Below are 26,220 nucleotides of genomic sequence, written 5' to 3' on the forward strand. Positions count from 1 at the left end.
GACCGTCCGTTCCTGATGCCGGTCGAAGACGTGTTCTCGATCTCCGGCCGCGGCACCGTGGTGACCGGTCGTATCGAGCGCGGCATCATCAAGGTGGGCGACGAAATCGAAATCGTCGGTATCCGCGACACGCAGAAGACCACGGTCACCGGCGTGGAAATGTTCCGCAAGCTGCTGGACCAGGGCCAGGCAGGCGACAACGCCGGTCTGCTGCTGCGCGGCACCAAGCGTGACGACGTGGAGCGTGGCCAGGTGCTGTGCAAGCCGGGTTCGATCAAGCCGCACACCGAGTTCGAAGCCGAAGTCTACGTGCTGTCCAAGGACGAGGGTGGCCGTCACACCCCGTTCTTCAAGGGCTACCGTCCGCAGTTCTACTTCCGCACCACCGACATCACTGGCGCCTGCCAGCTGCCGGAAGGCGTGGAGATGGTGATGCCGGGCGACAACGTCAAGATGGTCGTGACCCTGATCAACCCGGTCGCGATGGACGAAGGCCTGCGCTTCGCAATCCGTGAAGGTGGCCGCACCGTCGGCGCCGGCGTGGTTGCCAAGGTCATCAAGTAAGCAGTGCCTGCAGTCGGCGGCGTTTGCCGCTGGCGTCGCACGGAAGGGTCGGCGCAAGCCGGCCCTTTTTATTGCCCCTCGGCCTAGATTGGTTTACCGACATCCGGCTGCAGGTTCTGCGCTTGCGCGCTGAAATCTACGTCGCTATAATGCGCGGCTCGGTGTCCCTGGGTAGGGCGCTGGGTTACAGCGAAAAGAACGGCAGGATGCCGCTCGTGTTCGCCAGACCGGGAAGGTCGTGTTGCATGGAGCACTCAACAACTCATACGTTGTTGACCGTGCTCTAGCTGCGCATTATACTTTTCCGTCTGGGCAGGCCGGTTTACCGGGCTGCCTCAGTTTTTGGGCGGAGGAAAGCCCTCGTCGGCAGGAAGTACGGCGATTTCACCAACGCAGGAATATCGGGGCAGGTATCCCAGAGGCCTTGCCCGTCGCTCTTTTAACGAAGGAAGCTTCCGTCATGTCGGAACAAAAGATCCGGATTCGGTTGAAGGCGTTCGATCATCGTTTGATCGACCGTTCGGCCAGCGAGATCGTCGAAACGGCCAAGCGGACCGGCGCGCAAGTGCGTGGCCCGATCCCGCTGCCGACCAAGATCGAACGTTACACCATCCTCGTATCCCCGCATGCCGACAAGGATGCGCGTGACCAATACGAAACCCGCACGCACAAGCGTGTGCTCGATATCGTCGACCCCAACGACAAGACCGTGGACGCGCTGATGAAGCTCGAACTCGCGGCTGGCGTCGACGTCCAGATCAAGCTCACCTGAGGACTACGACCATGACGAAGAAATATTCGTTGGGCTTCGTGGGCCGCAAGGCTGGTATGAGCCGCGTCTTCACTGAAGACGGCCGCTCGGTACCGGTCACGCTGATCGAAGCAACTCCGAACCGCATCGCGCAGATCAAGACCGTCGAAGTTGACGGCTACAGCGCCGTGCAGATTACCGTTGGCGCGCGTCGCGCCGCACTGGTCAACAAGCCGGCCGCCGGTCACTTCGCCAAGGCGAAGGTCGAAGCGGGTCGTGGCTTGTGGGAATTCCGCGTTGAAGATGCGCAGCTCGGCGATTTCGCCGTTGGCGGCGAAATCAAGGCGGACATCTTCGAGGTCGGCCAGAAGGTCGACGTCCAGGGCGTCACCAAGGGTAAGGGTTTCCAGGGCACCATCAAGCGCTACAACTTCCGTATGGGCGATGCAACCCACGGTAACTCGCTGTCGCATCGCGCGCCGGGTTCGCTGGGTCAGCGCCAGACCCCGGGTCGTGTTTTCCCGGGCAAGAAGATGTCGGGCCACATGGGCGCCGTGCAGCAAAGCACGCAGAACCTGGAAGTGGTCAAGGTCGACGTCGAGCGTGGTCTGATTGCTATCCGCGGCGCCGTGCCTGGCGCAGCTGGTGGCGACGTGATCGTCCGTCCGGCGAGCAAGGCATAAGGAGAGATGACGATGGAACTCGTTATCACGGGTAGCAACAACAAGGTCTCGGTCTCCGATGCCGTGTTCGGTCGCGAATTCAGCGAGGATCTGGTTCACCAGGTCGTCGTCGCTTATCGCAACGCCGGTCGCGCTGGTACCAAGGCACAGAAGACGCGTTCGGAAGTTGCGGGCACGACCAAGAAGTCGAAGAAGCAGAAGGGCGGCGGCGCGCGTCATGGCGCACTGACGGCTCCGATCTTCGTCGGCGGCGGCGTGACCTTTGCGGCCAAGCCGCGCAGCTTCGAGCAGAAGGTCAACCGCAAAATGTATCGCGCGGCCATCTGCGCGATCTTCTCCGAGTTGAACCGTCAGGGTCGTCTGATGATCGTCGACGCGTTCGACCTCGAAGCGACCAAGACCAAGGGTCTGATCGAGAAGCTGAAGGGACTGGATGTGGGCAAGCGCCCGCTGATCGTCACCGAAGAAGCCTCCGAGCACCTGTATCTGTCCGCCCGCAATCTGCCGTATGTGCAGGTGCGTGATGTGCAGGGTCTGGATCCGGTCGCGCTGGTCGGGGCCGATACGGTCGTGATCACCGCCGATGCGGTCAAGAAGGTCGAGGAGTGGCTGGCATGAGCAGCAACGAAAAAATCTTCAGCGTGCTGCGTGCTCCGCGAGTCTCCGAAAAGACCGCGCGCCTGCAGGAAATCTCCAACCAGTATGTCTTCGAAGTTTCGAACGAAGCCACCAAGGCCGATGTAAAGGCCGCGGTTGAGCAGCTGTTCGACGTCAAGGTCAAGGCAGTCAACGTGGTCAACGTCAAGGGCAAGAGCAAGTCCTTCCGTAACCGTGCTGGCAGCCGTGGCAATTGGCGCAAGGCGTACGTCCGCCTGGTTGATGGTCAGTCCATCGACGTAACGGCCAAGGCCTGAGGTCCATCCCATGCCATTGATGAAGTTCAAACCCACCTCTCCCGGCCGTCGTTCCGCCGTGCGCGTGGTTACTCCCGATCTGCACAAGGGCGCACCGCACGCGGCGCTGCTCGACTCGCAGAGCAAGTCCGGTGGTCGTAACCACCATGGCCGCATCACCGTGCGTCACGTCGGTGGTGGCCATAAGCAGCACTACCGCATCATCGACTTCAAGCGCAACAAGGAAGGCATTCCGGCGCGTGTGGAGCGGATCGAATACGATCCGAACCGTACCGCTCATATCGCCCTGCTGTGCTACGTCGATGGCGAGCGTCGCTACATCATCGCCCCGAAGGGCCTGAAGGCTGGCGACCAGGTCATTGCTGGTGCGAATGCGCCGATCAAGACCGGTAACACGCTGCCGCTGCGCAACATCCCGGTCGGTACGACGGTTCACGGTATCGAGCTGAAGCCGGGTAAGGGCGCTCAGATCGCACGTGCTGCCGGTGCAGCCGTCCAGCTGGTCGCTCGCGAGGGCATCTATGCCACGCTGCGTCTGCGTTCGGGCGAAATGCGCAAGGTGCCGGTCGAATGCCGCGCCACCATCGGTGAAGTCGGCAACGACGAGCACAACCTCGAGAAGCTGGGCAAGGCCGGCGCCAAGCGTTGGCGCGGTGTTCGCCCGACCGTTCGCGGTGCGGCCATGAACCCGGTCGATCACCCGCACGGTGGTGGTGAAGCGAAGGCTGGTCAGGGTAATCCGCATCCGGTCACCCCGTGGGGTGTTCCGACCAAGGGTTACAAGACGCGCAAGAACAAGCGCACCCAGCAGTTCATCGTCCGCGATCGTAGGGGCTAATCGACCATGGCACGTTCACTTAAGAAAGGCCCGTTCGTCGATCACCACCTTGCAAAGAAGGTGGAGTCCGCTGCGGGTAGCAAGAAGCCGATCAAGACCTGGTCGCGCCGTTCGATGATCCTGCCCGAAATGGTAGGCATCACCATCGCCGTGCATAACGGCAAGAACCACATTCCGGTGCTCGTCAACGAGAATATGGTCGGCCACAAGCTCGGCGAATTTGCCGTCACCCGGACCTTCAAGGGTCACGGTGGCGACAAGAAGTCGAGCAGGTAAGGAGAGATGACGATGGAAGCGAAAGCAATCCTGCGCACCGCGCGCATCTCCCCGCAGAAGGCCCGCCTGGTCGCTGATCAGGTGCGTGGTTTGTCCGCCGAGCGTGCGGTCAATCTGCTGAAGTTCTCGGACAAGAAGGCTGCACACCTGATCAAAAAGGTAGTGGAGTCGGCTATTGCCAATGCCGAGAACAATCAGGGCGCGGATGTCGACGAGCTGAAGGTCAAGACCATCATGGTTGATGAAGGTCCCTCCCTGAAGCGTTTCATGGCGCGGGCGAAAGGCCGCGGTACCCGCATCCTCAAGCGCACCAGTCACATCACTGTGATTGTCGGCGCCGCCAAGTAAGCGGAAAGGAAAAGACCATGGGTCATAAAGTTCATCCGACTGGAATCCGTCTTGGTATCTCCAAAGACTGGAACTCCAAGTGGTACGCAAACAAGGGCGACTTCGCCGGTTACCTGGCAGCCGACCTGAAAGTGCGTGAAATGCTGCGCAAGAAGCTCGCGCAGGCAGGTGTCAGCAAGATCTTGATCGAGCGCCCTGCCAAAACCGCCCGCGTCACCATTCACACCGCCCGTCCGGGCGTGGTGATCGGCAAGCGTGGTGAGGATATTGAAAAGCTGCGTAAGGAAGTGAGCGAACTGATGGGCGTTCCGGCGCACATCAACGTCACCGAAGTGCGCAAGCCGGAGCTGGATGCGCAGCTGGTCGCCGAGTCGATCGCGCAGCAGCTCGAGCGTCGCATCATGTTCCGCCGCGCAATGAAGCGCTCGGTTGGTAACGCGATGCGCTTGAGTGCCCTGGGCATCAAGGTCAACGTGGCTGGCCGCCTCAACGGTGCAGAAATCGCCCGTTCGGAGTGGTACCGCGAAGGTCGCGTGCCGCTGCACACGCTACGTGCCGACATTGATTACGGTTTTGCCGAGGCGTCCACGACGTACGGCATCATCGGTATCAAGGTCTGGATCTATAAGGGCGAGGTTTTCGACTTCTCCCAGGTTGGCCAGGAAAAGCAGGACGACAGCCCGCGCAACGATCGTAACGATCGCGGCGACCGTGGTGACCGCCCGTCGCGCCCGGCTCGTGAAGCGAGGTAACGGCAATGTTGCAACCCAAGCGAACCAAATATCGCAAGATGCACAAGGGCCGCAATGACGGCCTGGCATGGAGCGGAAACGCCGTCAGCTTCGGCGAATATGGCCTCAAGGCCACGGCGCACGGTCAGCTGACCGCGCGCCAGATTGAAGCAGCACGCCGCACGATCAGCCGCCATGTCAAGAAGGGCGGCAAGATGTGGATCCGTGTGTTCCCCGACAAGCCGATCACCAAGAAGCCGATCGAAGTCCGCATGGGCTCCGGTAAGGGCAACGTGGAGTACTGGGTCGCGCAGATTCAGCCGGGCCGCATGATCTATGAAATCGAGGGGATTCCCGAAGAGACCGCACGTGAGGCATTCCGCCTTGCCGCTGCCAAGCTCTCGGTGACGACCACTTTCGTGACCCGGACGGTGCGCTGATGGATATCAAACAACTCCGCGAAAAGTCGGCTGACGAACTGAAGGCCCACCTGACCGACCTGCGTAAGGAGCAGTTCTCGCTCCGTATGCAGCAGGTCACCGGCCAGCTGCCGAAGACCCACGAAACCCGCCGGGTGCGCCGCGAGATTGCTCGCGTCAAGCACCTGCTCGGCAGCACCAAGTAAGGACGGCCGCGATGAGCGACAATAACGAAAAGCAAACGCTGCGCACGGTCGAAGGCCGTGTCGTCAGCAACAAGATGGACAAGACGGTCACCGTGTTGGTGGAGCGCCAGGTCAAGCATGCTCTGTACGGCAAGTACATCAAGCGCTCGACCAAGCTGCACGCACACGATGCCGACAATGCCTGCAATGAAGGCGATGTCGTGCGCGTGACCGAAATTGCGCCAATGTCCAAGACCAAGAACTGGCGGGTGGTGGAAATCGTCACCCGTTCGGCCGAATAAGGGAGATCTGAATCATGATCCAGATGCAGAGCTACCTCGATGTCGCCGACAATTCGGGTGCCAAGGAAGTGATGTGCATCAAGGTGCTGGGCGGCTCCAAGCGCCGCTACGCACATATCGGTGACATCATCAAGGTGACCGTCAAGGACGCCATTCCGCGTGGCAAGGTCAAGAAGGGCGAAGTCTACGACGCCGTCGTGGTGCGTACCCGCAAGGGTGTGCGCCGTCCCGACGGTTCGTTGATCCGCTTCGATGGCAATGCCGCTGTGCTGTTGAACAACAAGCAGGAGCCGATCGGGACCCGCATCTTCGGGCCGGTGACGCGCGAGCTGCGTTCCGAGAAGTTCATGAAGATCGTCTCGCTCGCTCCCGAAGTGCTGTGAGCGGAGGACATACACATGGCTAACCGTATCAAGAAGGGCGACCAGGTCGTCATCAACACCGGCAAGGACAAGGGTAAGCAGGGTGAAGTGGTGCGTGTGGACGGCGATCGCGTGATCGTCTCCAACGCCAACGTCATCAAGCGCCACACCAAGCCGAACCCGCAGGCGGGTGTCGCCGGCGGCGTGGTCGAGCGTGAAGCGTCGATCCATATCTCCAACGTCAATATCGTCAACCCGGCAACGGGCAAGGGCGAGCGCGTTGGCTTCAAGGTGCTGGAGGATGGACGCAAATTGCGTGTGTTCCGCTCCAGCGGTGAGGCGCTCGACGCCTGAGGAATGAGATCATGAACACTCGTCTCGAAAAGTTTTACAAGGAAAACGTGGTGCCGGCCCTGATGAAGGAATTCGGCTACACCAATCCGATGGAAGTGCCGAAGCTGGTCAAGGTCACGCTCAACATGGGCGTGGGCGAGGCGGCTACCAACAAGAAGATTCTGGAAAATGCGGTCGCCGACATGTCCAAGATCTCCGGCCAGAAGCCGGTGGTCACCAAGTCGCGCGTTTCGGTCGCATCGTTCAAGATTCGTGACGGTTGGCCGATCGGCTGCAAGACCACCTTGCGTCGCGCCAAGATGTACGAGTTCCTGGATCGCCTGATCAACATCTCGTTGCCGCGCGTGCGCGACTTCCGTGGTGTGTCCGGTCGTTCCTTCGACGGTCGTGGCAATTTCAACATGGGTGTGAAGGAACAGATCATCTTCCCGGAAATCGACTTCGACGCCGTCGACGCGATCCGCGGTATGGATATCGCCATCACCACCACCGCCAAGACGGATGCGGAAGCGAAGGCGCTGCTGGCAGCGTTCAAGTTCCCGTTCCGTAACTGACCATAGAGGACATCCGAAATGGCAAAGACCTCCATGATCCACCGCGACATCAAGCGCGCAAAGCTGGCGAAGAAATTTGCCGGCAAGCGTGACGCGCTGAAGAAGATCCTCTCCAGCCAGGATGCATCCTACGAAGAGAAGATCGATGCGTCGACCAAGTTGCAGAAGCTGCCGCGCGATTCGTCGCCGAGCCGCCACCGCAACCGTTGCGAGCTGTCTGGTCGTCCGCGCGGTGTCTACCGCAAGTTCGGCCTGGGTCGCAACATGCTGCGCAAGGCCACGATGAACGGCGACGTTCCGGGCCTGCGCAAGGCAAGCTGGTAACAGCAGCCCGGCCGCTCGCGGCCGGTTTGAGCAGGATTGTTCTGTTCAACAAGGGAGTCCGACGCAAGTCGGGCTCTTTTGTCGTATACTTCCGCTTCTGTCTTGCCCGTGCGGGTTTGACGTGGCGTCAAGGGTCCTGGCCCGTCCCCAGGAAAACACAAGATTTTCGCGAAAGCGGATATCGGTGCACTCAAAGGTACTCATATGAGCATGACTGATCCCATCGCCGACCTGCTGGTTCGCATCAAGAATGCGGCCGCGGTTGGTAAGCAGACGGTGAAATTGCCGTCGTCCAAGATCAAGGTTGCGATCGCCCAGGTCCTGAAGGACGAGGGTTACATCACCGACCTGCGCGTTACGGCCACCGAAAACAACAAGTCGGAGCTGGAAATCGTGCTGAAGTATTTCGAAGGCCGCCCGGTCATCGAGACCCTGAAGCGTTTCTCGCGCTCGGGTCTGCGCCAGTACCGCGGCAAGACCGAGCTGCCCAAGGTCCTAGGTGGCCTGGGTATCGCCATCATCTCCACGTCGAAGGGCATCATGACCGATGCGCAGGCTCGCGAAGCCGGCGTTGGTGGTGAAGTCCTGTGCTTCGTGGCCTAAGGGAAGGAATCGAACATGTCCCGTGTAGCCAAGAAGCCTGTTTCCCTTCCGAAGGGTGTTGAGCTCAACGTCCAGCCTGAGCTGGTCAGCGTCAAGGGCCCGAAGGGCACCCTGACTTTGCCCAAGCCGGTGGGCGTGGAAATCGCCATCGATGGCGACGTTGCCACGCTGTCGGCCAATGATCCGTCGCAGATCGCCATCACCGGCACCGTGCGCGCCATTCTGGCCAATATGGTCAAGGGTGTGTCCGAAGGCTTCGAGCGCAAGCTCGAGCTGGTCGGCGTCGGTTACCGTGCCGCCATGCAGGGTAAGGATCTGAGCCTGGCGCTCGGCTTCTCGCACCCGTTGGTGTTCGTGGCGCCGGAAGGCATCACGCTGTCGACCCCGAGCCAGACCGAAATCGTGGTCCAGGGCGCCGACAAGCAGCGCGTCGGCGAAGTCGCCGCCAAGATCCGCGGTTTCCGTCCGCCGGAGCCCTACAAGGGCAAGGGTGTGAAGTACGCCGGTGAAGTCATCATTCGCAAGGAAGCCAAGAAGGCTTAATGGCGAGTCCCTCGCAAGAGCCCGCACATCCATGTGCGGACTTTTGACAGGAACGCGCTCTTCCTTCAGCTTCCGTAGGACACATATCATGAGCATCAACAAGAATATTGCCCGCCTGCGTCGTGCCAAATCGACCCGTGCACACATCCGTGAGCTGGGCGTCGCCCGTCTGTCGGTGCTGCGCACCGGTCAGCACCTGTACGCCCAGGTCTTCACTGCCGACGGTTCCAAGGTGATCGCTGCTGCGAACACCCTGCAGGCCGACGTCAAGGACGGCCTGAAGAACGGCAAGAACAGCGATGCGGCCGTCAAGGTCGGCAAGCTGATCGCCGAGCGCGCCAAGGCTGCGGGCATCGAGAAGGTCGCCTTCGACCGCTCGGGCTATCGCTATCATGGCCGCATCAAGGCGCTCGCCGATGCAGCTCGCGAAGGCGGCCTGCAGTTCTAAGTACTGCTGCGGATGTGGTCATCGACCACGTCCGCGATACCGCCGGCAGGGAGATGCCGGACCGACCCGTTCTTTTGCAGCGGCATCGGGAACACTGCGTGACTCCACAACCATAAGCGGCTTCGAGCCGTACATACTCAATCAATCAAGGAATCAAGATGGCAGAAGAACGTGCACCGCGGGGTCGTGATCGCGACCGTAACCGCGAAGAGAAAGTCGACGATGGCATGATCGAAAAGCTGGTCGCGGTCAACCGCGTCAGCAAGACGGTCAAGGGCGGCCGCCAGTTCACCTTCACCGCGCTGACCGTGGTCGGCGATGGTCTGGGCAAGGTCGGTTTCGGTTATGGCAAGGCGCGCGAAGTGCCAGTTGCCATCCAGAAGTCGATGGAGCAGGCACGCAAGAACCTGGCCACTGTCGATCTGAACAACGGCACCCTGTGGCATGCCGTCAAGTCGGGCCATGGTGCAGCACGCGTGTACATGCAGCCGGCTTCGGAAGGTACGGGCGTCATCGCAGGCGGCGCCATGCGCGCGGTGCTGGAAGCGGTTGGCGTCAAGAACGTGCTGGCCAAGGCTGTTGGTTCGCGTAATCCGATCAACCTGGTCCGCGCGACTCTGAAGGGTCTGTCGGAAGTGCAGTCGCCGGCACGCGTTGCGGCCAAGCGCGGCAAGAAGGTGGAGGAGCTCAACCATGGCTAAGGACACCAACAAGACCGTGAAGGTGCGCCTGGTGCGTGGCCTGCGTGGAACCCAGTCGCGTCACCGCCTGTCGGTGCGTGCGTTGGGCCTGAATAAGCTCAACGATGTGCGTGAACTGAAGGACAGCCCGCAGGTGCGTGGCCTGATCAATACGGTTCACTACCTCGTCAAGGTTGAGGAGTAATCCCATGACTCTGCGTCTTAATGACCTCAAGCCGGCCGACGGCGCCCGTACCGAGCGCACCCGCGTCGGTCGTGGTATCGGTTCGGGCCTCGGCAAGACCGCTGGTCGCGGTCACAAGGGTTCGTTCGCTCGTAAGGGTGGCGGCAAGATCAAGGCCGGCTTCGAAGGCGGCCAGACCCCGATGCAGCGCCGTCTGCCCAAGATCGGTTTCCGCTCCAAGATGGCGCGCGATACCGCAGAAGTGCTGTCGTATCAGCTGGACAAGCTGGATGCCGGCGATGTCGATTTCGCAGCGCTGCGTGCGGCCAATCTGGTCCCGAGCCGCGCTAAGAAGGCGAAGATCGTGCTGAAGGGCGAGCTGAGCAAGAAGTTCGTGCTGAAGGGCGTTGCGGCAACCGCGGGCGCCAAGGCGGCAATCGAAGCTGCCGGCGGCAGCGTAGAGGAGTAATCGGCAGATGGCGCAGGCTGGCATTGGTAACCTCGGTGGCGGGCTCGGCAAGTTCACGGAACTTCGCCAGCGGCTACTGTTCGTCCTTGGGGCATTGATCGTCTATCGCATCGGCTGCTATGTGCCGGTGCCGGGCGTCAATCCCGATGCCATGCTTTCGTTGATGCAGGCGCAGGGCGGCGGCATCGTGGACATGTTCAACATGTTCTCGGGCGGCGCCCTGCACCGTTTCAGTATTTTTGCGTTGAATGTGATGCCGTATATCTCGGCATCGATCGTGATCCAGTTGGCCACGCACATCTTTCCCGCGCTCAAGGCGATGCAGAAAGAAGGTGAGTCCGGCCGACGCAAGATCACCCAGTATTCGCGTATCGGTGCGGTGCTGCTGGCAGTGGTGCAGGGCGGCAGTATCGCGCTGGCGCTGCAGAATCAGACGGCGCCGGGTGGTGCTCCGGTGGTGTATGCGCCGGGCATGGGTTTCGTGCTCACCGCGGTGATCGCGTTGACCGCCGGTACCATCTTTCTGATGTGGGTTGGCGAGCAGGTGACCGAGCGCGGCATCGGTAACGGCGTATCGCTGATCATCTTCGCGGGCATCGTGGCGGGCCTTCCGTCTGCCGCGATCCAGACGGTTGAGGCGTTCCGCGAAGGCAATCTGAGTTTCATCTCGCTGCTGTTGATCGTCATCACCATCCTGGCGTTTACGCTGTTCGTGGTGTTCGTCGAGCGCGGGCAGCGGCGGATCACGGTCAACTACGCGCGCCGCCAGGGCGGTCGCAATGCGTACATGAACCAGACCTCGTTCCTGCCGTTGAAGCTCAACATGGCTGGCGTGATCCCGCCGATCTTCGCATCCAGCATCCTGGCATTCCCGGCCACGCTGTCGATGTGGTCTGGCCAGGCGGCGTCGGGTAGCGGTGTTGGCTCGTGGCTGCAGAAGATCGCCAACGCGCTGGGTCCTGGCGAGCCGGTGCACATGCTGGTATTTGCGGCGCTGATCATTGGTTTTGCATTCTTCTACACTGCGCTGGTGTTCAATTCGCAGGAAACTGCCGACAACCTCAAGAAGTCGGGCGCGTTGATTCCGGGCATCCGTCCGGGCAAGGCGACGGCCGATTATGTGGATGGCGTGCTGACGCGCCTGACCGCAGCCGGCTCGTTGTACCTGGTGATCGTCTGCCTGCTGCCGGAAATCATGCGTACGCAGCTCGGCACTTCGTTCCATTTCGGCGGTACCTCGTTGCTGATTGCGGTGGTGGTGGTGATGGACTTCATTGCCCAGATCCAGGCGCACCTGATGTCGCATCAGTATGAGAGCTTGCTGAAGAAGGCCAACCTCAAGGGCGGCTCGCGCGGCGGTCTGGCGCGCGGTTAAGTGGTACACTAGATCTTCATTACGTGAAGACGGCCTGGTTCCCGGGCCACGATCTTCCGATCAGAAGGGCGGCTCGCGCGACGTCTCGCGCGCGGGTGTGACGGGGTGGTCCTGTGCGGGAGTAGCACAGGCGATTCGGAGAGGGTTTCTGGATCAACACCGTCCGGCGCCGGAGCGAGGGCACACTCCCCACGCCGGGTCCATGGAACCTTTGGTTCCACGGGCTTCAAAGCAATCCGAGGCCTTGCTATAATTCCGAGTTCACTTTTGATCCATCCTGCCGGATGGCGCCTGGGCGCTGTCGGGCCATCACTCAGTTGGAGAATCGCGTCATGGCGCGTATTGCAGGCGTCAACCTGCCAGCCCAGAAGCACGTCTGGGTCGGGTTGCAAAGCATCTACGGCATCGGCCGTACCCGTTCGAAGAAGCTCTGCGAATCCGCAGGCGTTACCTCGACCACGAAGATTCGTGATCTGTCCGAACCCGAAATCGAGCGCCTGCGCGCCGAAGTCGGCAAGTATGTCGTCGAAGGCGACCTGCGCCGTGAAATCGGTATCGCGATCAAGCGACTGATGGACCTGGGCTGCTATCGCGGTCTGCGTCATCGCCGTGGTCTCCCGCTGCGTGGTCAGCGCACCCGTACCAACGCCCGCACCCGCAAGGGTCCGCGCAAGGCGATCAGGAAGTAAGGGATAGATCATGGCCAAGCCAGCAGAAAAGAAAACGAAGAAGAAGATCAAGCGCGTCATCACTGACGGCGTTGCGCACGTCCACGCTTCGTTCAACAACACCATCGTCACCATCACCGATCGCCAGGGCAATGCACTGTCGTGGGCTACGTCCGGCGGCGCCGGTTTCCGTGGTTCGCGCAAGTCGACCCCGTTCGCTGCTCAGGTTGCCGCCGAAAAGGCTGGCCGCGCTGCGCTCGATTACGGCGTGAAGTCGCTGGAAGTGCGTATCAAGGGTCCGGGTCCGGGCCGTGAGTCGGCCGTGCGTTCGTTGAACAACGTGGGCTACAAGATCACCAACATCATCGACGTGACGCCAATCCCGCACAACGGGTGCCGTCCGCCGAAGAAGCGTCGCGTCTAAAGGGAGCGATAAGAAATGGCTCGTTATATCGGTCCTACCTGTAAGCTCGCCCGCCGCGAAGGCGCCGACCTTTCCCTCAAGAGCCCGGCGCGTGCGCTGGACTCCAAGTGCAAGCTTGAGCAGAAGCCCGGCCAGCACGGCGCGGCTCGCAAGGGCAAGCTCTCCGACTACGCCACCCAGCTGCGTGAGAAGCAGAAGGTCAAGCGTATCTACGGTCTGCTGGAACGCCAGTTCCGCAACTACTACAAGAAGGCCTCGACCAAGAAGGGCAACACCGGCGAGAACCTGCTGCAGTTGCTGGAAACCCGCCTGGATAACGTGTGCTACCGCATGGGCTTTGCCGTCACCCGTCCGGCCGCGCGCCAGCTGGTGTCGCACCGTGGCGTGCTGGTCAATGGCAAGTCGGTGAATCTGGCCTCGTACCAGATCAAGGCTGGCGATGCGATCACGCTGTCGGAAAAGGCACAGAAGCAGCTCCGCGTGCAGGAAGCCCTGACCGTGGCTGAGCAGCACGACATGACGCCGTCGTGGGTTGAAGTCGATTCGAAGAAGTTCAGCGGCGTGTTCAAGGCCGTGCCGGATCGCGCTGACCTGCCTTCGGATATCAACGAAGCGCTGATCGTCGAGTTGTATTCGAAGTAATTCACATTGGAGAGCCTCCGGCATTGCCGGAGGTTCGCAGGAGACCCCGCAACATGACGGTTACCGCCAACCAGGTTCTGCGCCCCCGTGGTCCGCAGATCGAACGTCTTACCGACAACCGTGCCAAGGTCGTGATCGAACCCTTGGAGCGCGGTTACGGGCACACGCTGGGCAATGCCCTGCGTCGTGTGTTGTTGTCGTCGATCCCCGGTTTTGCGATCACCGAGGTCGAGATCGACGGCGTGCTGCACGAGTACACCACGGTCGAAGGTTTGCAGGAAGACGTGCTTGACGTCCTGCTGAACCTGAAGGATGTGGCCATTCGTATGCACAGTGGCGATAGCGCCACGCTGTCGTTGTCCAAGCAGGGTCCGGGCACGGTCACTGCGGCCGACATCAGGACCGATCACAACGTTGAGATCATCAACGGCGACCACGTGATCTGCCACCTGACCAAAGACACCGCACTGAACATGCGCCTGAAGATCGAGCGTGGGTTTGGCTACCAGCCGGCTGCTGCGCGTCGTCGTCCGGACGAGGAGACCCGTACCATCGGTCGCCTGATGCTGGATGCGTCGTTCTCGCCGGTGCGTCGCGTTGCTTACGCCGTGGAAGCTGCACGCGTCGAACAGCGTACCGACCTCGACAAGCTGGTCATCGATATCGAAACCAACGGCACGATCGATGCCGAGGAAGCCGTGCGCACCGCCGCCGACATCCTCAGCGATCAGCTGTCGGTGTTCGGCGATTTCACCCACCGTGATCGCGGTGCGGCCAAGCCGGCTGCCAGCGGCGTGGATCCGGTGCTGCTGCGCCCGATCGACGACCTCGAGCTGACCGTGCGTTCGGCCAACTGTCTGAAGGCCGAGAGCATCTACTACATCGGCGATCTGATCCAGAAGACCGAAGTGGAGCTGCTCAAGACCCCGAATCTGGGCAAGAAGTCACTCACCGAAATCAAGGAAGTGCTGGCACAGCGCGGCCTTGCACTGGGCATGAAGCTGGAGAACTGGCCGCCGGCCGGCGTCGCCCAGCACGGCATGCTTGGTTAATGCATCAAGGCATGGGCGTCTTCGGGCGCCCATGCTGTTTTTTACATCGACGGGCCAGAGCCCGCGATGACATCCGGTCGAAGGACGGCCGGCTCGGACCAACCGCAGTCCATTCAGCAGCGCCAGGATGGCGACAACGTCTCTCAAAGCAGTCTCAACATTCTTTAGGAAATTACACTCATGCGTCACCAGAAATCCGGTCGTAAATTCAACCGCACCAGCGCGCACCGCGAAGCCATGTTCCGCAATATGGCCGCTTCGCTGTTCAAGCACGAGCTGATCAAGACCACCTTGCCGAAGGCCAAGGAACTGCGTCGCGTCGCCGAGCCGCTGATCACCATCGGCAAGGTCGATGGCGTTGCCAACCGTCGTCTGGCGTTTGCCCGCCTGCGCGACAAGGAAGCAGTGGGCAAGCTGTTCGTCGAACTGGGCCCGCGTTACGCGACCCGTCCCGGCGGCTACCTGCGCATCCTGAAGGCCGGCTTCCGCGCCGGTGACAATGCGCCGATGGCGTACGTCGAGCTGGTCGACCGTCCGGTCGTGGCAGAGGAAGTGGCCGAGTAATCGGATCGCACTTTGCAGGATTCTCGAAAAGCCCGGCTGATGCCGGGCTTTTTGTTTGGCATGTACCCGGCATGTGCGGCAGGTGTCCTTCAGCGCGTTTAGGATGCTGCGCGTGGGGTATTGCCCTGTTCCGTGCATGGGCTGCGGGCGCGTTCGGGGTGCGTGCCGTCGATCGCCAGAGTGCAGTGGCCGGATGCAGACTGAGTCGTCAGGCTGGCCTGCGGCATTCTTCGCGGCATGCGACGGGCACGTGGAGGCGTGCGTGGTCACGGCGGCGGCGATGACTGATAATCGGGGCTCGATCCTAGGCAAGCAGTAACGATGAATCCATTTCGTTGGGGTTTTCGGGCGCAGTTTCTGTTGGGCTTTCTTGCGTGTGCAGGACTGCTTGCCTATGCGATCTATGTGCAGTTGCACCTTGGGCTCGAACCGTGCCCGCTGTGTATCTTCCAGCGCATCGCATTTGCCGCCCTGGCCGTGTTCTTCCTGCTGGGCGCATTGCACGGGCCGCGGCGCGCTGGGGCGCGCAAGGTCTACGGGGTGTTGAGCTTCATCGCGGCAGGCGTGGGCATGGGCATCGCGGCGCGGCATGTCTGGGTGCAGATCCGGCCCAAGGACATGATGTCGTCATGCGGTCCGCCGCTGAGCTTCCTGAGCGAGACGATGGGGCCCTTTGAAGTGTTCCGTACCGTGCTGACCGGCACTGGTGACTGCGGCAACATCGATTGGCGTTTTCTGGGCCTGAGCATGCCGATGTGGAGCATGGTCTGGTTTGTCTCGCTTGCACTCTGGGCGCTGTATGCCGGCTTCAAGGCGCGACGTAGCTTGGTTCACCACTGACGCGTGGTGTGCGGCTGAATGGATGGCGATGGCGGCCGGAGCCTGGAGGCGGAAGCCTGCCGCTGACCTGAACGCGGTAGCGCGTGGTTGCGCCGCGCTTTCGTACAGACGGTATCCAGCTCGGTGTCTGCAGGGCGGCAGCCTCGGCGGCGATGGCGGCGGCCGTGACTGAGACGGAGGACAGCAGGATGGCGGCGATGGCAGCGGAAAGCAGCCCGGGGGCATGGCGGCTGCACGATTGGCCAGCGATGGGTAACCCCTCAACCTGCTGCTCGCGAGCAACACTGGCGTAGGTTGGAAGTCGTACCCACTATCGGCGCTTTGCTTGCCGTTCACCCGCGTCCGCCGTAGCGGTGCAGGTTCTGATGTGACCGCGCCCCGATGCTGGCAGTGGACTTCGCATCGCTGCTTTGCCTGACGCGCCCGGCTCTGCCACCATCACGGGCTGTCCAGGAGCCTCGTCATGAATCTTTCCGCCCCAACTTCCGTTTCCGATACCGCTGCCTCGTCGTGGGCGCCCGGTAGCTGGCGTGGCAAACCAGCGCTGCAGCTGCCGGTGTATCCGGACCAGGGCGCGTTGCAGGCCGCCATGGACGAGTTGGGACAGCTGCCGCCGCTGGTGACCTCATGGGAGATCTTCGCGCTCAAGCGCCAGCTGGCCGAAGCCCAGGAGGGCAAGCGCTTCCTGCTGCAGGGCGGCGACTGTGCGGAAAACTTCAGCGATTGCGAATCGGGCACCATTTCCAATCGCCTCAAGGTGCTCCTGCAGATGAGCCTGGTGCTGGTGCACGGCCTGCGCCTTCCGGTGGTACGGGTGGGCCGCTTTGCCGGGCAATACGCCAAGCCGCGCTCGGCCGATATTGAAACCCGTGATGGTGTGACCTTGCCGAGCTATCGCGGCGATGTGATCAATGCGCCTGCCTTCACCGAGGCGGCGCGTGTGCCCGATCCGCGCCGCATGATCACCGCGCATTCGCGTTCGGCGATGACGATGAATTTCGTGCGCGCCTTGATCGACGGCGGCTTCGCCGACCTGCACCACCCCGAGTACTGGAATCTGGACTGGGTGGGCTATTCGCCGCTGGCGGCGGACTACCAGAAGATGGTGGCTTCGATCGGCGATGCGGTGCGCTTCATGGAGACCTTGTCCGGCTCGGAGGTGTACAACCTCAATCGCATCGACTTCTACACCTCGCACGAAGCGCTGCTGCTGCCGTACGAAGAAGGCCTGACGCGGCAGGTGCCGCGCCAGTGGGGCTGGTTCAACCTCAGCACGCACTACCCGTGGATCGGCATGCGCACCGCGGCGCTGGATGGCGCGCACGTGGAGTACCTGCGCGGCGTGCGCAATCCGATCGCGATCAAGGTGGGGCCGTCGGTGCAGCCGGACCAGCTGCTGCGCCTGATCGATGTGCTCAACCCCGAAGACGAGCCGGGACGTCTGAGCTTCATCCATCGCATGGGTGCGGCGCAGATTGCCGAAAAACTGCCGCCGCTGCTGGACGCGGTCAAGCGTGACGGGCGCCGCGTGCTGTGGGTGTGCGATGCGATGCACGGCAATACCGAGAGCACCGGAAATGGCTACAAGACCCGGCGTTTCGACAATATCCGCAGCGAGGTGGAGACCTCGTTCGACCTGCATGCGGCCGCCGGCACGCGGCTGGGGGGCGTGCATCTGGAACTCACCGGCGAAGATGTCACCGAGTGCACCGGTGGCGCGCGCGAGTTGACCGAGCGCGATCTGGAGCGCGCGTACCGCTCCAGCGTGGATCCGCGCCTGAACTACGAACAGTCGCTGGAAATTGCGATGGCAATCGTGCGCAAGCAGCAACAGGTGGCGTCGCAACCGCTGGGCGCATGAGCGGCGTGTGCGCATGACGTGACGCTCATGCCGCTTGCGGCATGCTCTGGCAGCCATCCCTCTCTCCCCCCACAGGAGGAACGGTTTGACTGCCGATTGGAACGTCATCCGCGAATACGCAATTCCGCTTGGCGCCGCGCTGCTGGCCGGCGTCGTCACCTGGTCGCTGATGCTGTGGCTGTTTCGCCGCATGCAGGGCCGCGACTACCGCCGTGCGCGCATCATCCGCGTGATCACGTTGCCGGCGGCGTTCATCCTGCCGCTGTTGTTTTTGCGGATCGCCACAGAAGCCATTCCGCTGGAAGGCAAGGCACTGATTGCGTTGCAGAGCCTGTTGCACGTGGGCATCGTCGGCTGCGTAACCTGGTTGCTGGTGCGTGCGGTCGCTGCCGGCGAGGCGGCGATCCTGCGCAGCAATCCGATCGAAGTCTCCGATAACCTCACTGCCCGACGCATCCAGACCCAGACGCGGGTGCTGAGCCGTGTCGTGATGGGCACGGTGATCCTGCTCGGCATTTCGGTGGTGCTGCTGGGCTTTGAGCAAGTACGCCAGATCGGCAAGACCTTGCTGGCCTCGGCCGGCATCATCGGGCTGGTGGCCGGTATTGCGGCCAAGCCAGTGTTCGGCAACCTGATCGCCGGATTGCAGATCGCGCTGACCCAGCCGATCCGTCTGGACGATGTGGTGATCGTGGAAGGCGAATGGGGCCGCATCGAGGAGATCGGCAGCTCGTATGTGGTGGTACGGATCTGGGATGAGCGGCGCATGGTGGTGCCGCTGACCTGGTTCATCGAAAACCCGTTCCAGAACTGGACGCGCGCCAGTGCGGACCTACTCGGTACCGCGTTCCTGTGGCTGGATTACCGCACACCGATCGCGGCGGTGCGCTCTGAACTGGAACGCATCTGTCAGAGCGAGCCGCTATGGGATGGCCGCGTTTGCGTCACCCAGATCACCGATACCAGCGACAACACCATCCAGGTACGATTGCTGGTAAGCGCGCGCAATTCCGGCGATGCGTTCGATCTGCGCTGCCTGGTGCGCGAACGCATGATCGATTTCCTGACCCGCGAGCACGCCTATGCGCTGCCCAGGATCCGCGCCGAAATTGCGGCGCAGGAAAAGCCGGTGTCGCGCGCCGCAGAACCGATCTCGCCGGAGAGCGTACGTTCGCCGGGTGCGGAAGACGGCGAGCCTGCAGCATCGATCTAGCGTTGCCGGCAGACATGCCTGTCGCGTAGGTGTGCGCTGGCGGTCAAGCGGTTCGCCATGCTGCGCATCGGACGGACGACGGTGCGCAGCTGCCTGGGCGGCAAACAGCGCGACAGCCGGGTGAGGCTGTCTCACGACGTTGATGCCCGTACCGCCGCCGCATTGCCTTGCGGTGCGGTCAGTCGGCCGTCTTCGGTTGCGATGCGCCCGGTGTCGACGGCGGTGCGCTCGGCGCATAGCCGGGCGCGAACCGCGCGCGGCTGCGTTGCTCGTAGGCATAGGCCAGTTCGATCAGGCGTCGCTCGCTCCAGGCAGTGCCCATGAACAGCAGTCCGAGCGGCAAGCCTTGGGTCTGCCCCATCGGCACGCTCAGGCTTGGATACCCGGCCACTGCTGCGGCGCCGTATCCGGCACCGGGAAAGGTGTCGCCCTTGCCGAGCGTGGTGACCCAGGCGGCGCCGGTGGTCGGCACGATCAGGGCGTCTAGGCGGTCGGCCTTCAAGGCCGCGTCGATGCCTTGATCGCCGGCGAGCCGTCTGGCGCTGGCACGCGCGCGCAGATAGCCCGGGTCCTCCAGGCCCGGCGCCGCCTGCGCCTGCTCGAACAACTCCTGGCCAAAGTAAGGCATTTCGCGCTGCGCATTGGCGCGATTGAATGCAATCAGGGCGTCCAGATCCTTGACCGGCGCGGCATGGCTGCGCAGGTAGGCATTCAAGCCGGCCTTGAATTCGACCAGTAAGACCATCTGCTCAGCAGCATCCCACTTGCCGTCCGTGACCAGGGCAGTCTCAACCACCGTGGCACCTGCCGCGCGCAAGGTCTGTACGGCGCGATCCAATGCGGCGGCGATCGCGGGATCCTCGCGCAGTGGATTGCGCAGCAGTCCCAGGCGCGCGCCGCGCAGGCCGTCGGGTTTGAGGTGGGTGAGATAGTCTGGAGTGGACGACGGCGCAGTGTGCGTGGCCGGGTCCTGCGGGTCGGGTGCGACGATGGCCTGCAGCAGCGCGGCCGCGTCGGCCACGCTGCGCGTCATCGGCCCGGCGGTGTCCTGGCTGGACGAGATTGGAATGATGCCGTCGCGGCTGACCAGGCCAACGGTCGGCTTGAGTCCAACCAGGCCATTGACCGAGGCCGGGCAGGTGATGCTGCCATCGGTTTCGGTGCCGATGCCGAGCGTGGCCAGGCTGGCGGCGATCGCCGCGCCGGTGCCGGCGCTGGAGCCGCACGGGTTACGGTCCAGCGCATACGGATTGCGGGTCAGCCCGCCGCGGGCGCTCCAGCCGGAACTGGACTGGGTGGAGCGGAAGTTGGCCCACTCGCTCAGGTTGGTCTTGCCCAGGATCACCGCGCCGGCGGCCCGCAGGCGCTGCACCAGAAAGGCGTCGCGTGTCGGGCGGAATCCGGCCAGGGCCAGCGAGCCGGCACTGTTGACCATGGGCAGCGCGTCGATGTTGTCCTTGAGCAGCACCGGAATGCCATGCAGCGGCCCGCGCACGCGGCCGGCGCGGCGCTCTGCATCCAGCGTGCGCGCATCGGCTTCGGCCTGTGGATTGAGTTCGATCACGGCGTTGAGCTGCGGACCGGCGCGGTCGATGCTGGCGATCCGCTGCAGATAGCCGCGCGTCAGCGCCAGGCTGGTGGTGCCGCCATCGCGCATGCGGTCCTGCAGGCCGGCGACATCGGCATCGACCAGATCGAGCGTAGCGGTAGACGGGGCGGCCGCGGTTGCCGGGCGTGCCGGGTCATCGGCATGCGCGCAGCTGCACAAGGCCAGCGACAGCGCAAAGGACAGGACGGTGGATCGCATGGATGGTCTTCCCCGGGAACTGTCCGCAGGCTAACGGCGCTGCGTCGGGGTGACAACGGATAAGGCGTGCCCGCAGACGGGCAGGGCGGGTCAGCGGCGCCGACGCCGGACCAGATCGCGCGCCAATACGCCGACCACGATCAGATTGATCGCCAGCACGGCCCAGGCGGTCCAGCCGGGATGGCGGACGATGGCATAGATATCGAAAGGCAGATAGATGGCCGCCGACAGGCAGCCCAGCACCGAGGCCCAGGCCCGGGCACGCCACAGGCCCCACGCTTCCACCACATGCAGCAGGCCATAGGCCAGCATGGCCGCGGCAGCCAGGTGTACGGCATCGGGGTTGATGGTCTTGAGCAACGACGGCAGTGCGCCGTGGTCGGGGTCCAGATTGAAACGGCGGATCAGCGTGCTGACCGCATGCTGCAACGGAAGCGGGCCCAGAATTTCCAGGCCCGTCGCCGCCAGCAACGCAAGCGTGCCCTTGACCGCCTCCAGCAAGGCAATCGCGTGGAGACCCGGATGCGCGCGCGCATCCGGGCTGTAGGGCGTGTTGCTCACGACAGTGGTCGTCAGTGCTTAGCCGGAACGGCCAGCGCGCTTACGGTCGCTTTCGGTCAAGAACTTCTTGCGCAGGCGGATTTCCTTCGGGGTGACTTCCACCAGCTCGTCGTCTTCGATGAAGTCCAGCGCCTGTTCCAGCGTGTACTTGATGGCCGGGGTCAGCTTGATTGCATCGTCCTTGCCCGACGCGCGCATGTTGGTCAGCGGCTTGGTCTTGATCGCGTTGACGGTCAGATCGTTGTCCTTGGAGTGGATGCCGATCAGCTGGCCTTCGTACACGTTGTCGCCTTCAGCGGCGAACAGACGGCCACGCTCTTCCAACGGTCCCAGTGCATAGGCCGGCGTTGCGCCCGGTGCATTGGCAATCATCACGCCGTTCTGGCGCTTGGCGATGGCGCCCTGTTCCTTCGGACCGTAATGGTCGAATACGTGGAACAGCAGGCCCGAGCCCTGGGTCAGGGTGCGGAATTCGTTCTGGAAGCCGATCAGGCCACGCGCCGGGATCATGTAATCCAGACGCACGCGGCCCTTGCCGTCCGGCTCCATGTTCTTCAGCTGGCCCTTGCGGGTGCCCAGCTTTTCCATCACGCCACCCTGGTGCTGTTCTTCGATGTCCACCACCAGCTGTTCGATCGGCTCCATCAGCTTGCCGTCGATTTCCTTGATGATGACTTCCGGACGCGACACGGCCAGCTCGTAGCCTTCACGGCGCATGTTTTCGATCAGCACCGACAGGTGCAGTTCGCCACGGCCGGAGACCAGGAACTTGTCGGCGTCCGAGCCTTCCTCGACCTTCAACGCCACGTTGTGCACCTTCTCGCGGTCCAGGCGGTCGCGCAGCTGGCGGCTGGTCAGGAACTTGCCGCCGGACAGGTCCTTGTTGCCGGCGAACGGCGAGTTGTTGACCTGGAAGGTCATCGAGATGGTGGGCTCGTCCACGGTCAGCGCCGGCAGCGCTTCGGGGTGATCGAGCGCGCACACGGTGTCGGAGATGGTCAGTTCCTGGATGCCGGAGATGGCCACGATGTCGCCGGCCTCGGCAGTGTCCTGCTCGATGCGCTCCAGGCCGAGGAAGCCCAGCACCTGCAGCACCTTGCCCTGACGCTTCTTGCCTTCGCGGTCGATCACGCTGACCGGCATGTTCTTCTTCAGCACGCCGCGCTGGATACGGCCGATGCCGATCACGCCGACGAAGTTGTTGTAGTCCAGCTGGCTGATGCGCATCTGGAACGGGCCGTCCGGGTCAACGTCCGGGGCCGACACATGCTGCATGATCGCTTCGTACAGCGGGGTCATGTCGCCGTCGCGCACGTCCGAATCCAGGCTGGCGTAGCCGTTCAGTGCGGAGGTATAGACGATCGGGAAGTCCAGCTGTTCGTCGGTGGCGCCGAGCTTGTCGAACAGGTCGAACACCTGGTCGATCACCCAGTCCGGGCGTGCGCCGGGACGGTCGATCTTGTTGACCACCACGATCGGCTTGAAGCCCATCGCGAAGGCCTTCTGGGTCACGAAGCGGGTCTGCGGCATCGGGCCGTCCATCGCGTCGACCAGGATCAGCACCGAGTCCACCATCGACAGCACGCGCTCGACTTCGCCACCGAAGTCGGCGTGTCCCGGGGTGTCGACGATGTTGATGCGGTTGCCCTGCCAGGTGATGGCGGTGTTCTTGGCCAGGATCGTGATGCCACGTTCCTTTTCCTGGTCGTTGCTGTCCATCACGCGCTCAGCCAAGACGGTGCGTTCGGACAGGGTGCCGGACTGCTTCAGCAGGCAGTCGACGAGGGTGGTCTTGCCATGGTCGACGTGCGCGACGATGGCGATATTGCGGAGTTTTTCAATGGACATGCGGAAAGGGCCCCTGTCTGGCGCCAGTCTTGAGATGAGGTAAGCCCGACATTATAGCGGTTTCATTGCGCTGCCGTTGCCAATTGACCAAAGTCGATTCAGATCGCCCATTCAGCCAGCGTGACGGGCCGAGCGGCCGGGGCGGTCAGGACCGTTGGACCATGGTCGTAACCGCGCGGCTGGTCACGCGCCCGGGTGTATCCTAATGGGCTGTTGATCACTCCAGAACCTGCAAGGATTTCCATGTCCCTGATCGCCACTTTCGACACGTCCCGCGGCCCGATCGTCGTCGAGCTGTACCCGGAGAAGGCTCCGCTGACCGTTGCCAACTTCGTCAACCTGGCCAAGCGCGGCTTCTACAACGGCCTGAGCTTCCACCGCGTCATCGCCGACTTCATGATCCAGGGCGGCTGCCCGGAAGGGTCCGGTCGCGGCGGCCCGGGTTACCGGTTCGAAGACGAGACCAATAACGGTGTCGGCCACGAGCGCGGCGTGCTGTCCATGGCCAATGCCGGCCCCAACACCAACGGCAGCCAGTTCTTCATCACCCACACCGCCACGCCGTGGCTGGATGGCAAGCACACCGTGTTCGGCAAGGTCACCCAGGGCCTGGACGTGGTCGATAGCGTTGCCCAGGGCGACACCATCAACACCCTCACCATTGAAGGCGATACCGACGCCGTGCTGGCCGCCAAGGCCGACCGCGTTGCGGAGTGGAACAAGATCCTCGCCGCCTGATCGCATCCTGTCGAACGGCCGCCCTGTGCGGCCGTTTGCTTGTCAACGCGCGCCGCCAGGCCTTGGGCCCCGCCAGCGCGCCACCCCCACCAACGCTTTTTAGCAGAGGAAACATCCCATGAAAGCACCTGTTCGTGTTGCTGTGACCGGCGCCGCCGGCCAGATCGGCTATGCCCTGCTGTTCCGTATCGCCTCGGGCGAAATGCTGGGCAAGGATCAGCCGGTCATCCTGCAGTTGCTTGAACTGCCGCTCGAGAAGGCGCAGGCCGCCCTCAAGGGCGTGATGATGGAACTGGAAGATTGCGCGTTCCCGCTGCTGGCCGGCATGGTCGGTACCGACGACGCCGAAGTGGCGTTCAAGGACGTCGATGTCGCCCTGCTCGTGGGTTCGCGTCCGCGCGGCCCGGGCATGGAGCGCAAGGACCTGCTGTTGGCCAATGCGGAGATCTTCACCGCGCAGGGCGCGGCGTTGAACAAGGTCGCCAAGCGCGACGTCAAGGTGCTGGTGGTCGGCAACCCGGCCAACACCAATGCCTATATCGCGATGAAGTCGGCCCCGGATCTGGACCCGAAGAATTTCACCGCCATGCTGCGCCTGGACCACAACCGCGCGCTGAGCCAGCTCTCGGCCAAGCTCGGCAAGCCGGTCGGCGGCATCGAAAAGCTGGTGGTGTGGGGCAACCACAGCCCGACCATGTACCCGGACTATCGTTTCGCCACCGCTGATGGCGCCTCCATCGGCGATGCGATCAACGACCAGGAATGGAATGCGTCCACCTTCATCCCGACCGTGGGCAAGCGCGGCGCGGCGATCATCGAAGCGCGTGGCCTGTCCTCGGCTGCGTCGGCTGCCAATGCGGCCATCGATCACGTGCGCGACTGGGTGCTGGGCAGCAACGGCAAGTGGGTCACCATGGGCGTGCCGTCGGACGGTTCCTACGGCATTCCGGAGGGCGTGATGTTCGGCTTCCCGGTCACCACCGAAAACGGCAAGTACACCATCGTCAAGGATCTGCCGATCGACGACTTCAGCCAGAAGTACATCGACAAGACCCTGGCCGAGCTGGAAGAAGAGCGCAGCGGCGTGTCGCACCTGCTGGGCTGATTCATACGTGTGTCGCAAGTAAAAAACGCCGGGCACTGCCCGGCGTTTTTTTGTGGCCGCATGCCGGTGGTCTCGACAAGCGATGCGATGCGCGGCGATGGTGCGCCTGAGGCGGGATGCCTTGCGACGTGCATCTTCGGCGATGCACATCGCTGGCAGCCACGTCGCATCACCAGGCAGCGGTGGCGTTTACGCCAGGCCTTCGGCCGACAGCGCAGCCTGCACATCGGCGTCGGCCTGCATGCGCTGGAAGAAGGCATCCAGTGCGCTCAGTCCGCTCAGATCCACGCCTGCCTTGTTGGCCCAACGCACCGTCACGAACAGATAGGCATCGGCTCCGGTATGGCTGTCGCCGGCCAGCCACTGGCGGTCTTGCAGATGTGCGTCGACGCGGGTGTAGAGCGTGCGCAACTTGCTGCGTGCATCGTCTTGGCTGCGCGCAATCAAGGCCTCGTCCTGCAGATAGGCGGTGCTGCCGAAGATGGGCTTGAAGGCCGGATGCACATCGGCATTCGAAAAGGCGATCCAGCGGTTGATCTCGGCGCGGCTGCGCGCGCTGCCATCGCCGCCCAGGCCGGTAAGCGGGGCGATGTCGGCGATGTAGTTGAGGATGGCGGCATTCTGGGTCAAGGCCCAGTCGTCGACGACCAGCAGTGGCACCGCACCGGCCGGGTTCAGGCGCAGATACTCGGGCGACTTCATGGTGGCTGCATCGACCACGACCAGGTCGAAGGGCAGCCCGGACCAACGCAACACGATGTGATCTGCCAGCGAACAGGCGCCCGGCTTGGTGTAAAGCTTCATGGTCAATCCAATGAGGAACAGGTGCGCAAGCTTAGAGCAGCCAACAGAACGTAGCGAGCAGTCGTCAGGTAGCTGTGGACAGCGCGCTCGGGACCGGAGTACGCGTGGTACATGCCGATTCCGGGCGCCGACCGCGCCCGCCTGGCGGCTGCACGGTGATGTTGTCAGCCGCTCTTAGGCGGGCGT

Annotated in this window: 37 protein-coding genes and 1 other RNA gene; 33 read left to right on the plus strand and 5 right to left on the minus strand. The window is 62.8% G+C overall.

Going from position 1 to position 26,220, the window contains the following annotated elements; genetic code table 11:
• The 31 genes from ABQZ09_RS00005 to ABQZ09_RS00155 form a co-directional block, all read left to right on the plus strand.
• Positions 1-564 (plus strand): EF-Tu C-terminal domain-related protein (locus ABQZ09_RS00005; RefSeq protein ID WP_349775806.1); only part of this gene is annotated, 564 nt, incomplete at its 5' end.
• 460 nt (positions 565-1,024) lie between these two features.
• Positions 1,025-1,336, plus strand: a complete 312-nt coding sequence (gene rpsJ, locus ABQZ09_RS00010) for a 30S ribosomal protein S10 (protein WP_003486723.1) — start codon at positions 1,025-1,027, stop codon at positions 1,334-1,336.
• 11 nt (positions 1,337-1,347) lie between these two features.
• On the plus strand, positions 1,348-1,998 hold the full coding sequence (gene rplC / locus ABQZ09_RS00015) for a 50S ribosomal protein L3 (RefSeq protein ID WP_011036123.1): 651 nt from the start codon (positions 1,348-1,350) through the stop codon (positions 1,996-1,998).
• Between the two features lie 12 nt (positions 1,999-2,010).
• Positions 2,011-2,616, plus strand: coding sequence for a 50S ribosomal protein L4 (rplD, locus tag ABQZ09_RS00020; RefSeq protein ID WP_010371054.1), 606 nt, complete (start codon positions 2,011-2,013; stop codon positions 2,614-2,616).
• Positions 2,613-2,912, plus strand: coding sequence for a 50S ribosomal protein L23 (gene rplW, locus ABQZ09_RS00025; RefSeq protein ID WP_002811694.1), 300 nt, complete (start codon positions 2,613-2,615; stop codon positions 2,910-2,912). The genes rplD and rplW overlap by 4 nt, the downstream gene beginning before the upstream one ends.
• Before the next feature lie 10 nt (positions 2,913-2,922).
• Positions 2,923-3,750 carry a 50S ribosomal protein L2 gene (rplB, locus tag ABQZ09_RS00030; RefSeq protein WP_003486715.1) on the plus strand — a complete coding sequence of 276 codons (828 nt, stop codon included), beginning with the start codon at positions 2,923-2,925 and terminating at the stop codon, positions 3,748-3,750.
• Positions 3,751-3,756: 6 nt separating this feature from the next.
• Positions 3,757-4,026, plus strand: coding sequence for a 30S ribosomal protein S19 (rpsS, locus tag ABQZ09_RS00035; protein ID WP_005993369.1), 270 nt, complete (start codon positions 3,757-3,759; stop codon positions 4,024-4,026).
• A 12-nt stretch (positions 4,027-4,038) separates the two neighbouring features.
• Complete coding sequence (rplV, locus tag ABQZ09_RS00040) at positions 4,039-4,374, plus strand: 50S ribosomal protein L22 (RefSeq protein WP_002811686.1); 336 nt, start codon at positions 4,039-4,041, stop codon at positions 4,372-4,374.
• Positions 4,375-4,391: 17 nt separating this feature from the next.
• Positions 4,392-5,126, plus strand: coding sequence for a 30S ribosomal protein S3 (gene rpsC, locus ABQZ09_RS00045; RefSeq protein ID WP_039412819.1), 735 nt, complete (start codon positions 4,392-4,394; stop codon positions 5,124-5,126).
• Between the two features lie 5 nt (positions 5,127-5,131).
• Entirely contained in the window at positions 5,132-5,545 is a 414-nt protein-coding gene (gene rplP / locus ABQZ09_RS00050; RefSeq protein ID WP_003486706.1) for a 50S ribosomal protein L16, read from the plus strand.
• The gene (gene rpmC, locus ABQZ09_RS00055; RefSeq protein WP_003486703.1) at positions 5,545-5,730 is read left to right on the plus strand and encodes a 50S ribosomal protein L29; all 186 of its coding nucleotides are present in this window, start codon (positions 5,545-5,547) and stop codon (positions 5,728-5,730) included. The genes rplP and rpmC overlap by 1 nt, the downstream gene beginning before the upstream one ends.
• An 11-nt stretch (positions 5,731-5,741) precedes the next feature.
• Entirely contained in the window at positions 5,742-6,011 is a 270-nt protein-coding gene (gene rpsQ, locus ABQZ09_RS00060) for a 30S ribosomal protein S17 (RefSeq protein ID WP_003486701.1), read from the plus strand.
• 14 nt (positions 6,012-6,025) lie between these two features.
• Positions 6,026-6,394, plus strand: coding sequence for a 50S ribosomal protein L14 (rplN, locus tag ABQZ09_RS00065; protein WP_003486699.1), 369 nt, complete (start codon positions 6,026-6,028; stop codon positions 6,392-6,394).
• Positions 6,395-6,409: 15 nt separating this feature from the next.
• The gene (rplX, locus tag ABQZ09_RS00070) at positions 6,410-6,727 is read left to right on the plus strand and encodes a 50S ribosomal protein L24 (RefSeq protein WP_003486696.1); all 318 of its coding nucleotides are present in this window, start codon (positions 6,410-6,412) and stop codon (positions 6,725-6,727) included.
• A gap of 11 nt (positions 6,728-6,738) precedes the next feature.
• On the plus strand, positions 6,739-7,281 hold the full coding sequence (gene rplE, locus ABQZ09_RS00075; protein ID WP_010371090.1) for a 50S ribosomal protein L5: 543 nt from the start codon (positions 6,739-6,741) through the stop codon (positions 7,279-7,281).
• A gap of 18 nt (positions 7,282-7,299) precedes the next feature.
• Positions 7,300-7,605, plus strand: coding sequence for a 30S ribosomal protein S14 (gene rpsN, locus ABQZ09_RS00080; protein WP_005917137.1), 306 nt, complete (start codon positions 7,300-7,302; stop codon positions 7,603-7,605).
• Positions 7,606-7,809: 204 nt separating this feature from the next.
• Positions 7,810-8,208 (plus strand): 30S ribosomal protein S8, encoded by a 399-nt coding sequence (gene rpsH / locus ABQZ09_RS00085; RefSeq protein WP_010371096.1) that lies wholly within the window; start codon positions 7,810-7,812, stop codon positions 8,206-8,208.
• Positions 8,209-8,223: 15 nt separating this feature from the next.
• Positions 8,224-8,751: a 50S ribosomal protein L6 gene (rplF, locus tag ABQZ09_RS00090; RefSeq protein ID WP_228314452.1), complete on the plus strand. Its 528-nt coding sequence runs from the start codon at positions 8,224-8,226 to the stop codon at positions 8,749-8,751.
• 88 nt (positions 8,752-8,839) lie between these two features.
• Entirely contained in the window at positions 8,840-9,199 is a 360-nt protein-coding gene (gene rplR, locus ABQZ09_RS00095) for a 50S ribosomal protein L18 (RefSeq protein WP_005993383.1), read from the plus strand.
• A gap of 158 nt (positions 9,200-9,357) precedes the next feature.
• Positions 9,358-9,900 (plus strand): 30S ribosomal protein S5, encoded by a 543-nt coding sequence (rpsE, locus tag ABQZ09_RS00100; RefSeq protein WP_003486682.1) that lies wholly within the window; start codon positions 9,358-9,360, stop codon positions 9,898-9,900.
• On the plus strand, positions 9,893-10,084 hold the full coding sequence (gene rpmD, locus ABQZ09_RS00105) for a 50S ribosomal protein L30 (RefSeq protein WP_003486678.1): 192 nt from the start codon (positions 9,893-9,895) through the stop codon (positions 10,082-10,084). Before rpsE ends, rpmD begins: the two co-directional genes overlap by 8 nt.
• Before the next feature lie 4 nt (positions 10,085-10,088).
• Complete coding sequence (rplO, locus tag ABQZ09_RS00110) at positions 10,089-10,532, plus strand: 50S ribosomal protein L15 (protein ID WP_003486676.1); 444 nt, start codon at positions 10,089-10,091, stop codon at positions 10,530-10,532.
• 7 nt (positions 10,533-10,539) lie between these two features.
• Positions 10,540-11,907 carry a preprotein translocase subunit SecY gene (gene secY, locus ABQZ09_RS00115; RefSeq protein ID WP_039412801.1) on the plus strand — a complete coding sequence of 456 codons (1,368 nt, stop codon included), beginning with the start codon at positions 10,540-10,542 and terminating at the stop codon, positions 11,905-11,907.
• A 332-nt stretch (positions 11,908-12,239) separates the two neighbouring features.
• A complete protein-coding gene (gene rpsM / locus ABQZ09_RS00120) occupies positions 12,240-12,596 on the plus strand; it encodes a 30S ribosomal protein S13 (RefSeq protein ID WP_003486672.1) in 357 nt (118 codons plus the stop codon).
• A 10-nt stretch (positions 12,597-12,606) separates the two neighbouring features.
• Positions 12,607-12,999, plus strand: a complete 393-nt coding sequence (gene rpsK / locus ABQZ09_RS00125) for a 30S ribosomal protein S11 (protein WP_003486671.1) — start codon at positions 12,607-12,609, stop codon at positions 12,997-12,999.
• A gap of 15 nt (positions 13,000-13,014) precedes the next feature.
• Positions 13,015-13,641 (plus strand): 30S ribosomal protein S4, encoded by a 627-nt coding sequence (gene rpsD / locus ABQZ09_RS00130; RefSeq protein WP_002811641.1) that lies wholly within the window; start codon positions 13,015-13,017, stop codon positions 13,639-13,641.
• A gap of 53 nt (positions 13,642-13,694) precedes the next feature.
• Complete coding sequence (locus ABQZ09_RS00135) at positions 13,695-14,693, plus strand: DNA-directed RNA polymerase subunit alpha (protein ID WP_002811635.1); 999 nt, start codon at positions 13,695-13,697, stop codon at positions 14,691-14,693.
• Positions 14,694-14,873: 180 nt separating this feature from the next.
• Entirely contained in the window at positions 14,874-15,257 is a 384-nt protein-coding gene (gene rplQ / locus ABQZ09_RS00140; RefSeq protein WP_003486665.1) for a 50S ribosomal protein L17, read from the plus strand.
• Positions 15,258-15,578: 321 nt separating this feature from the next.
• On the plus strand, positions 15,579-16,097 hold the full coding sequence (locus tag ABQZ09_RS00145) for a disulfide bond formation protein B (RefSeq protein ID WP_184552666.1): 519 nt from the start codon (positions 15,579-15,581) through the stop codon (positions 16,095-16,097).
• 463 nt (positions 16,098-16,560) lie between these two features.
• The gene (locus ABQZ09_RS00150; RefSeq protein WP_349775807.1) at positions 16,561-17,958 is read left to right on the plus strand and encodes a class II 3-deoxy-7-phosphoheptulonate synthase; all 1,398 of its coding nucleotides are present in this window, start codon (positions 16,561-16,563) and stop codon (positions 17,956-17,958) included.
• A gap of 85 nt (positions 17,959-18,043) precedes the next feature.
• Positions 18,044-19,171, plus strand: a complete 1,128-nt coding sequence (locus ABQZ09_RS00155) for a mechanosensitive ion channel family protein (RefSeq protein ID WP_349775808.1) — start codon at positions 18,044-18,046, stop codon at positions 19,169-19,171.
• Positions 19,172-19,349: 178 nt separating this feature from the next.
• On the opposite strand, the gene ABQZ09_RS00160 is transcribed toward ABQZ09_RS00155, so the two are convergent.
• The 3 genes from ABQZ09_RS00160 to typA form a co-directional block, all read right to left on the minus strand.
• A complete protein-coding gene (locus ABQZ09_RS00160; RefSeq protein ID WP_349776094.1) occupies positions 19,350-20,963 on the minus strand; it encodes an amidase in 1,614 nt (537 codons plus the stop codon).
• A 105-nt stretch (positions 20,964-21,068) separates the two neighbouring features.
• The gene (locus ABQZ09_RS00165; protein WP_047695379.1) at positions 21,069-21,539 is read right to left on the minus strand and encodes a DUF2127 domain-containing protein; all 471 of its coding nucleotides are present in this window, start codon (positions 21,537-21,539) and stop codon (positions 21,069-21,071) included.
• 18 nt (positions 21,540-21,557) lie between these two features.
• Entirely contained in the window at positions 21,558-23,387 is a 1,830-nt protein-coding gene (gene typA / locus ABQZ09_RS00170) for a translational GTPase TypA (RefSeq protein WP_039413200.1), read from the minus strand.
• A gap of 243 nt (positions 23,388-23,630) precedes the next feature.
• On the opposite strand from typA, the gene ABQZ09_RS00175 reads away from it, so the two are divergent.
• Positions 23,631-24,125, plus strand: coding sequence for a peptidylprolyl isomerase (locus ABQZ09_RS00175; protein ID WP_039413197.1), 495 nt, complete (start codon positions 23,631-23,633; stop codon positions 24,123-24,125).
• A gap of 118 nt (positions 24,126-24,243) precedes the next feature.
• Positions 24,244-25,230, plus strand: a complete 987-nt coding sequence (locus ABQZ09_RS00180) for a malate dehydrogenase (protein ID WP_039413194.1) — start codon at positions 24,244-24,246, stop codon at positions 25,228-25,230.
• A gap of 189 nt (positions 25,231-25,419) precedes the next feature.
• Here ABQZ09_RS00180 and ABQZ09_RS00185 read toward each other — a convergent pair whose 3' ends face one another.
• Both ABQZ09_RS00185 and ABQZ09_RS00190 read right to left on the minus strand, forming a co-directional pair.
• Complete coding sequence (locus ABQZ09_RS00185) at positions 25,420-26,034, minus strand: glutathione binding-like protein (protein WP_039413192.1); 615 nt, start codon at positions 26,032-26,034, stop codon at positions 25,420-25,422.
• A gap of 38 nt (positions 26,035-26,072) precedes the next feature.
• Positions 26,073-26,147, minus strand: a non-coding RNA gene (locus tag ABQZ09_RS00190) — sX9 sRNA.
• Positions 26,148-26,220 lie beyond the last annotated feature (73 nt).

Origin of the sequence: Xanthomonas sp. WHRI 6106 (genome assembly GCF_040202405.1) — a bacterium.
Lineage (GTDB): Bacteria > Pseudomonadota > Gammaproteobacteria > Xanthomonadales > Xanthomonadaceae > Xanthomonas > Xanthomonas cannabis.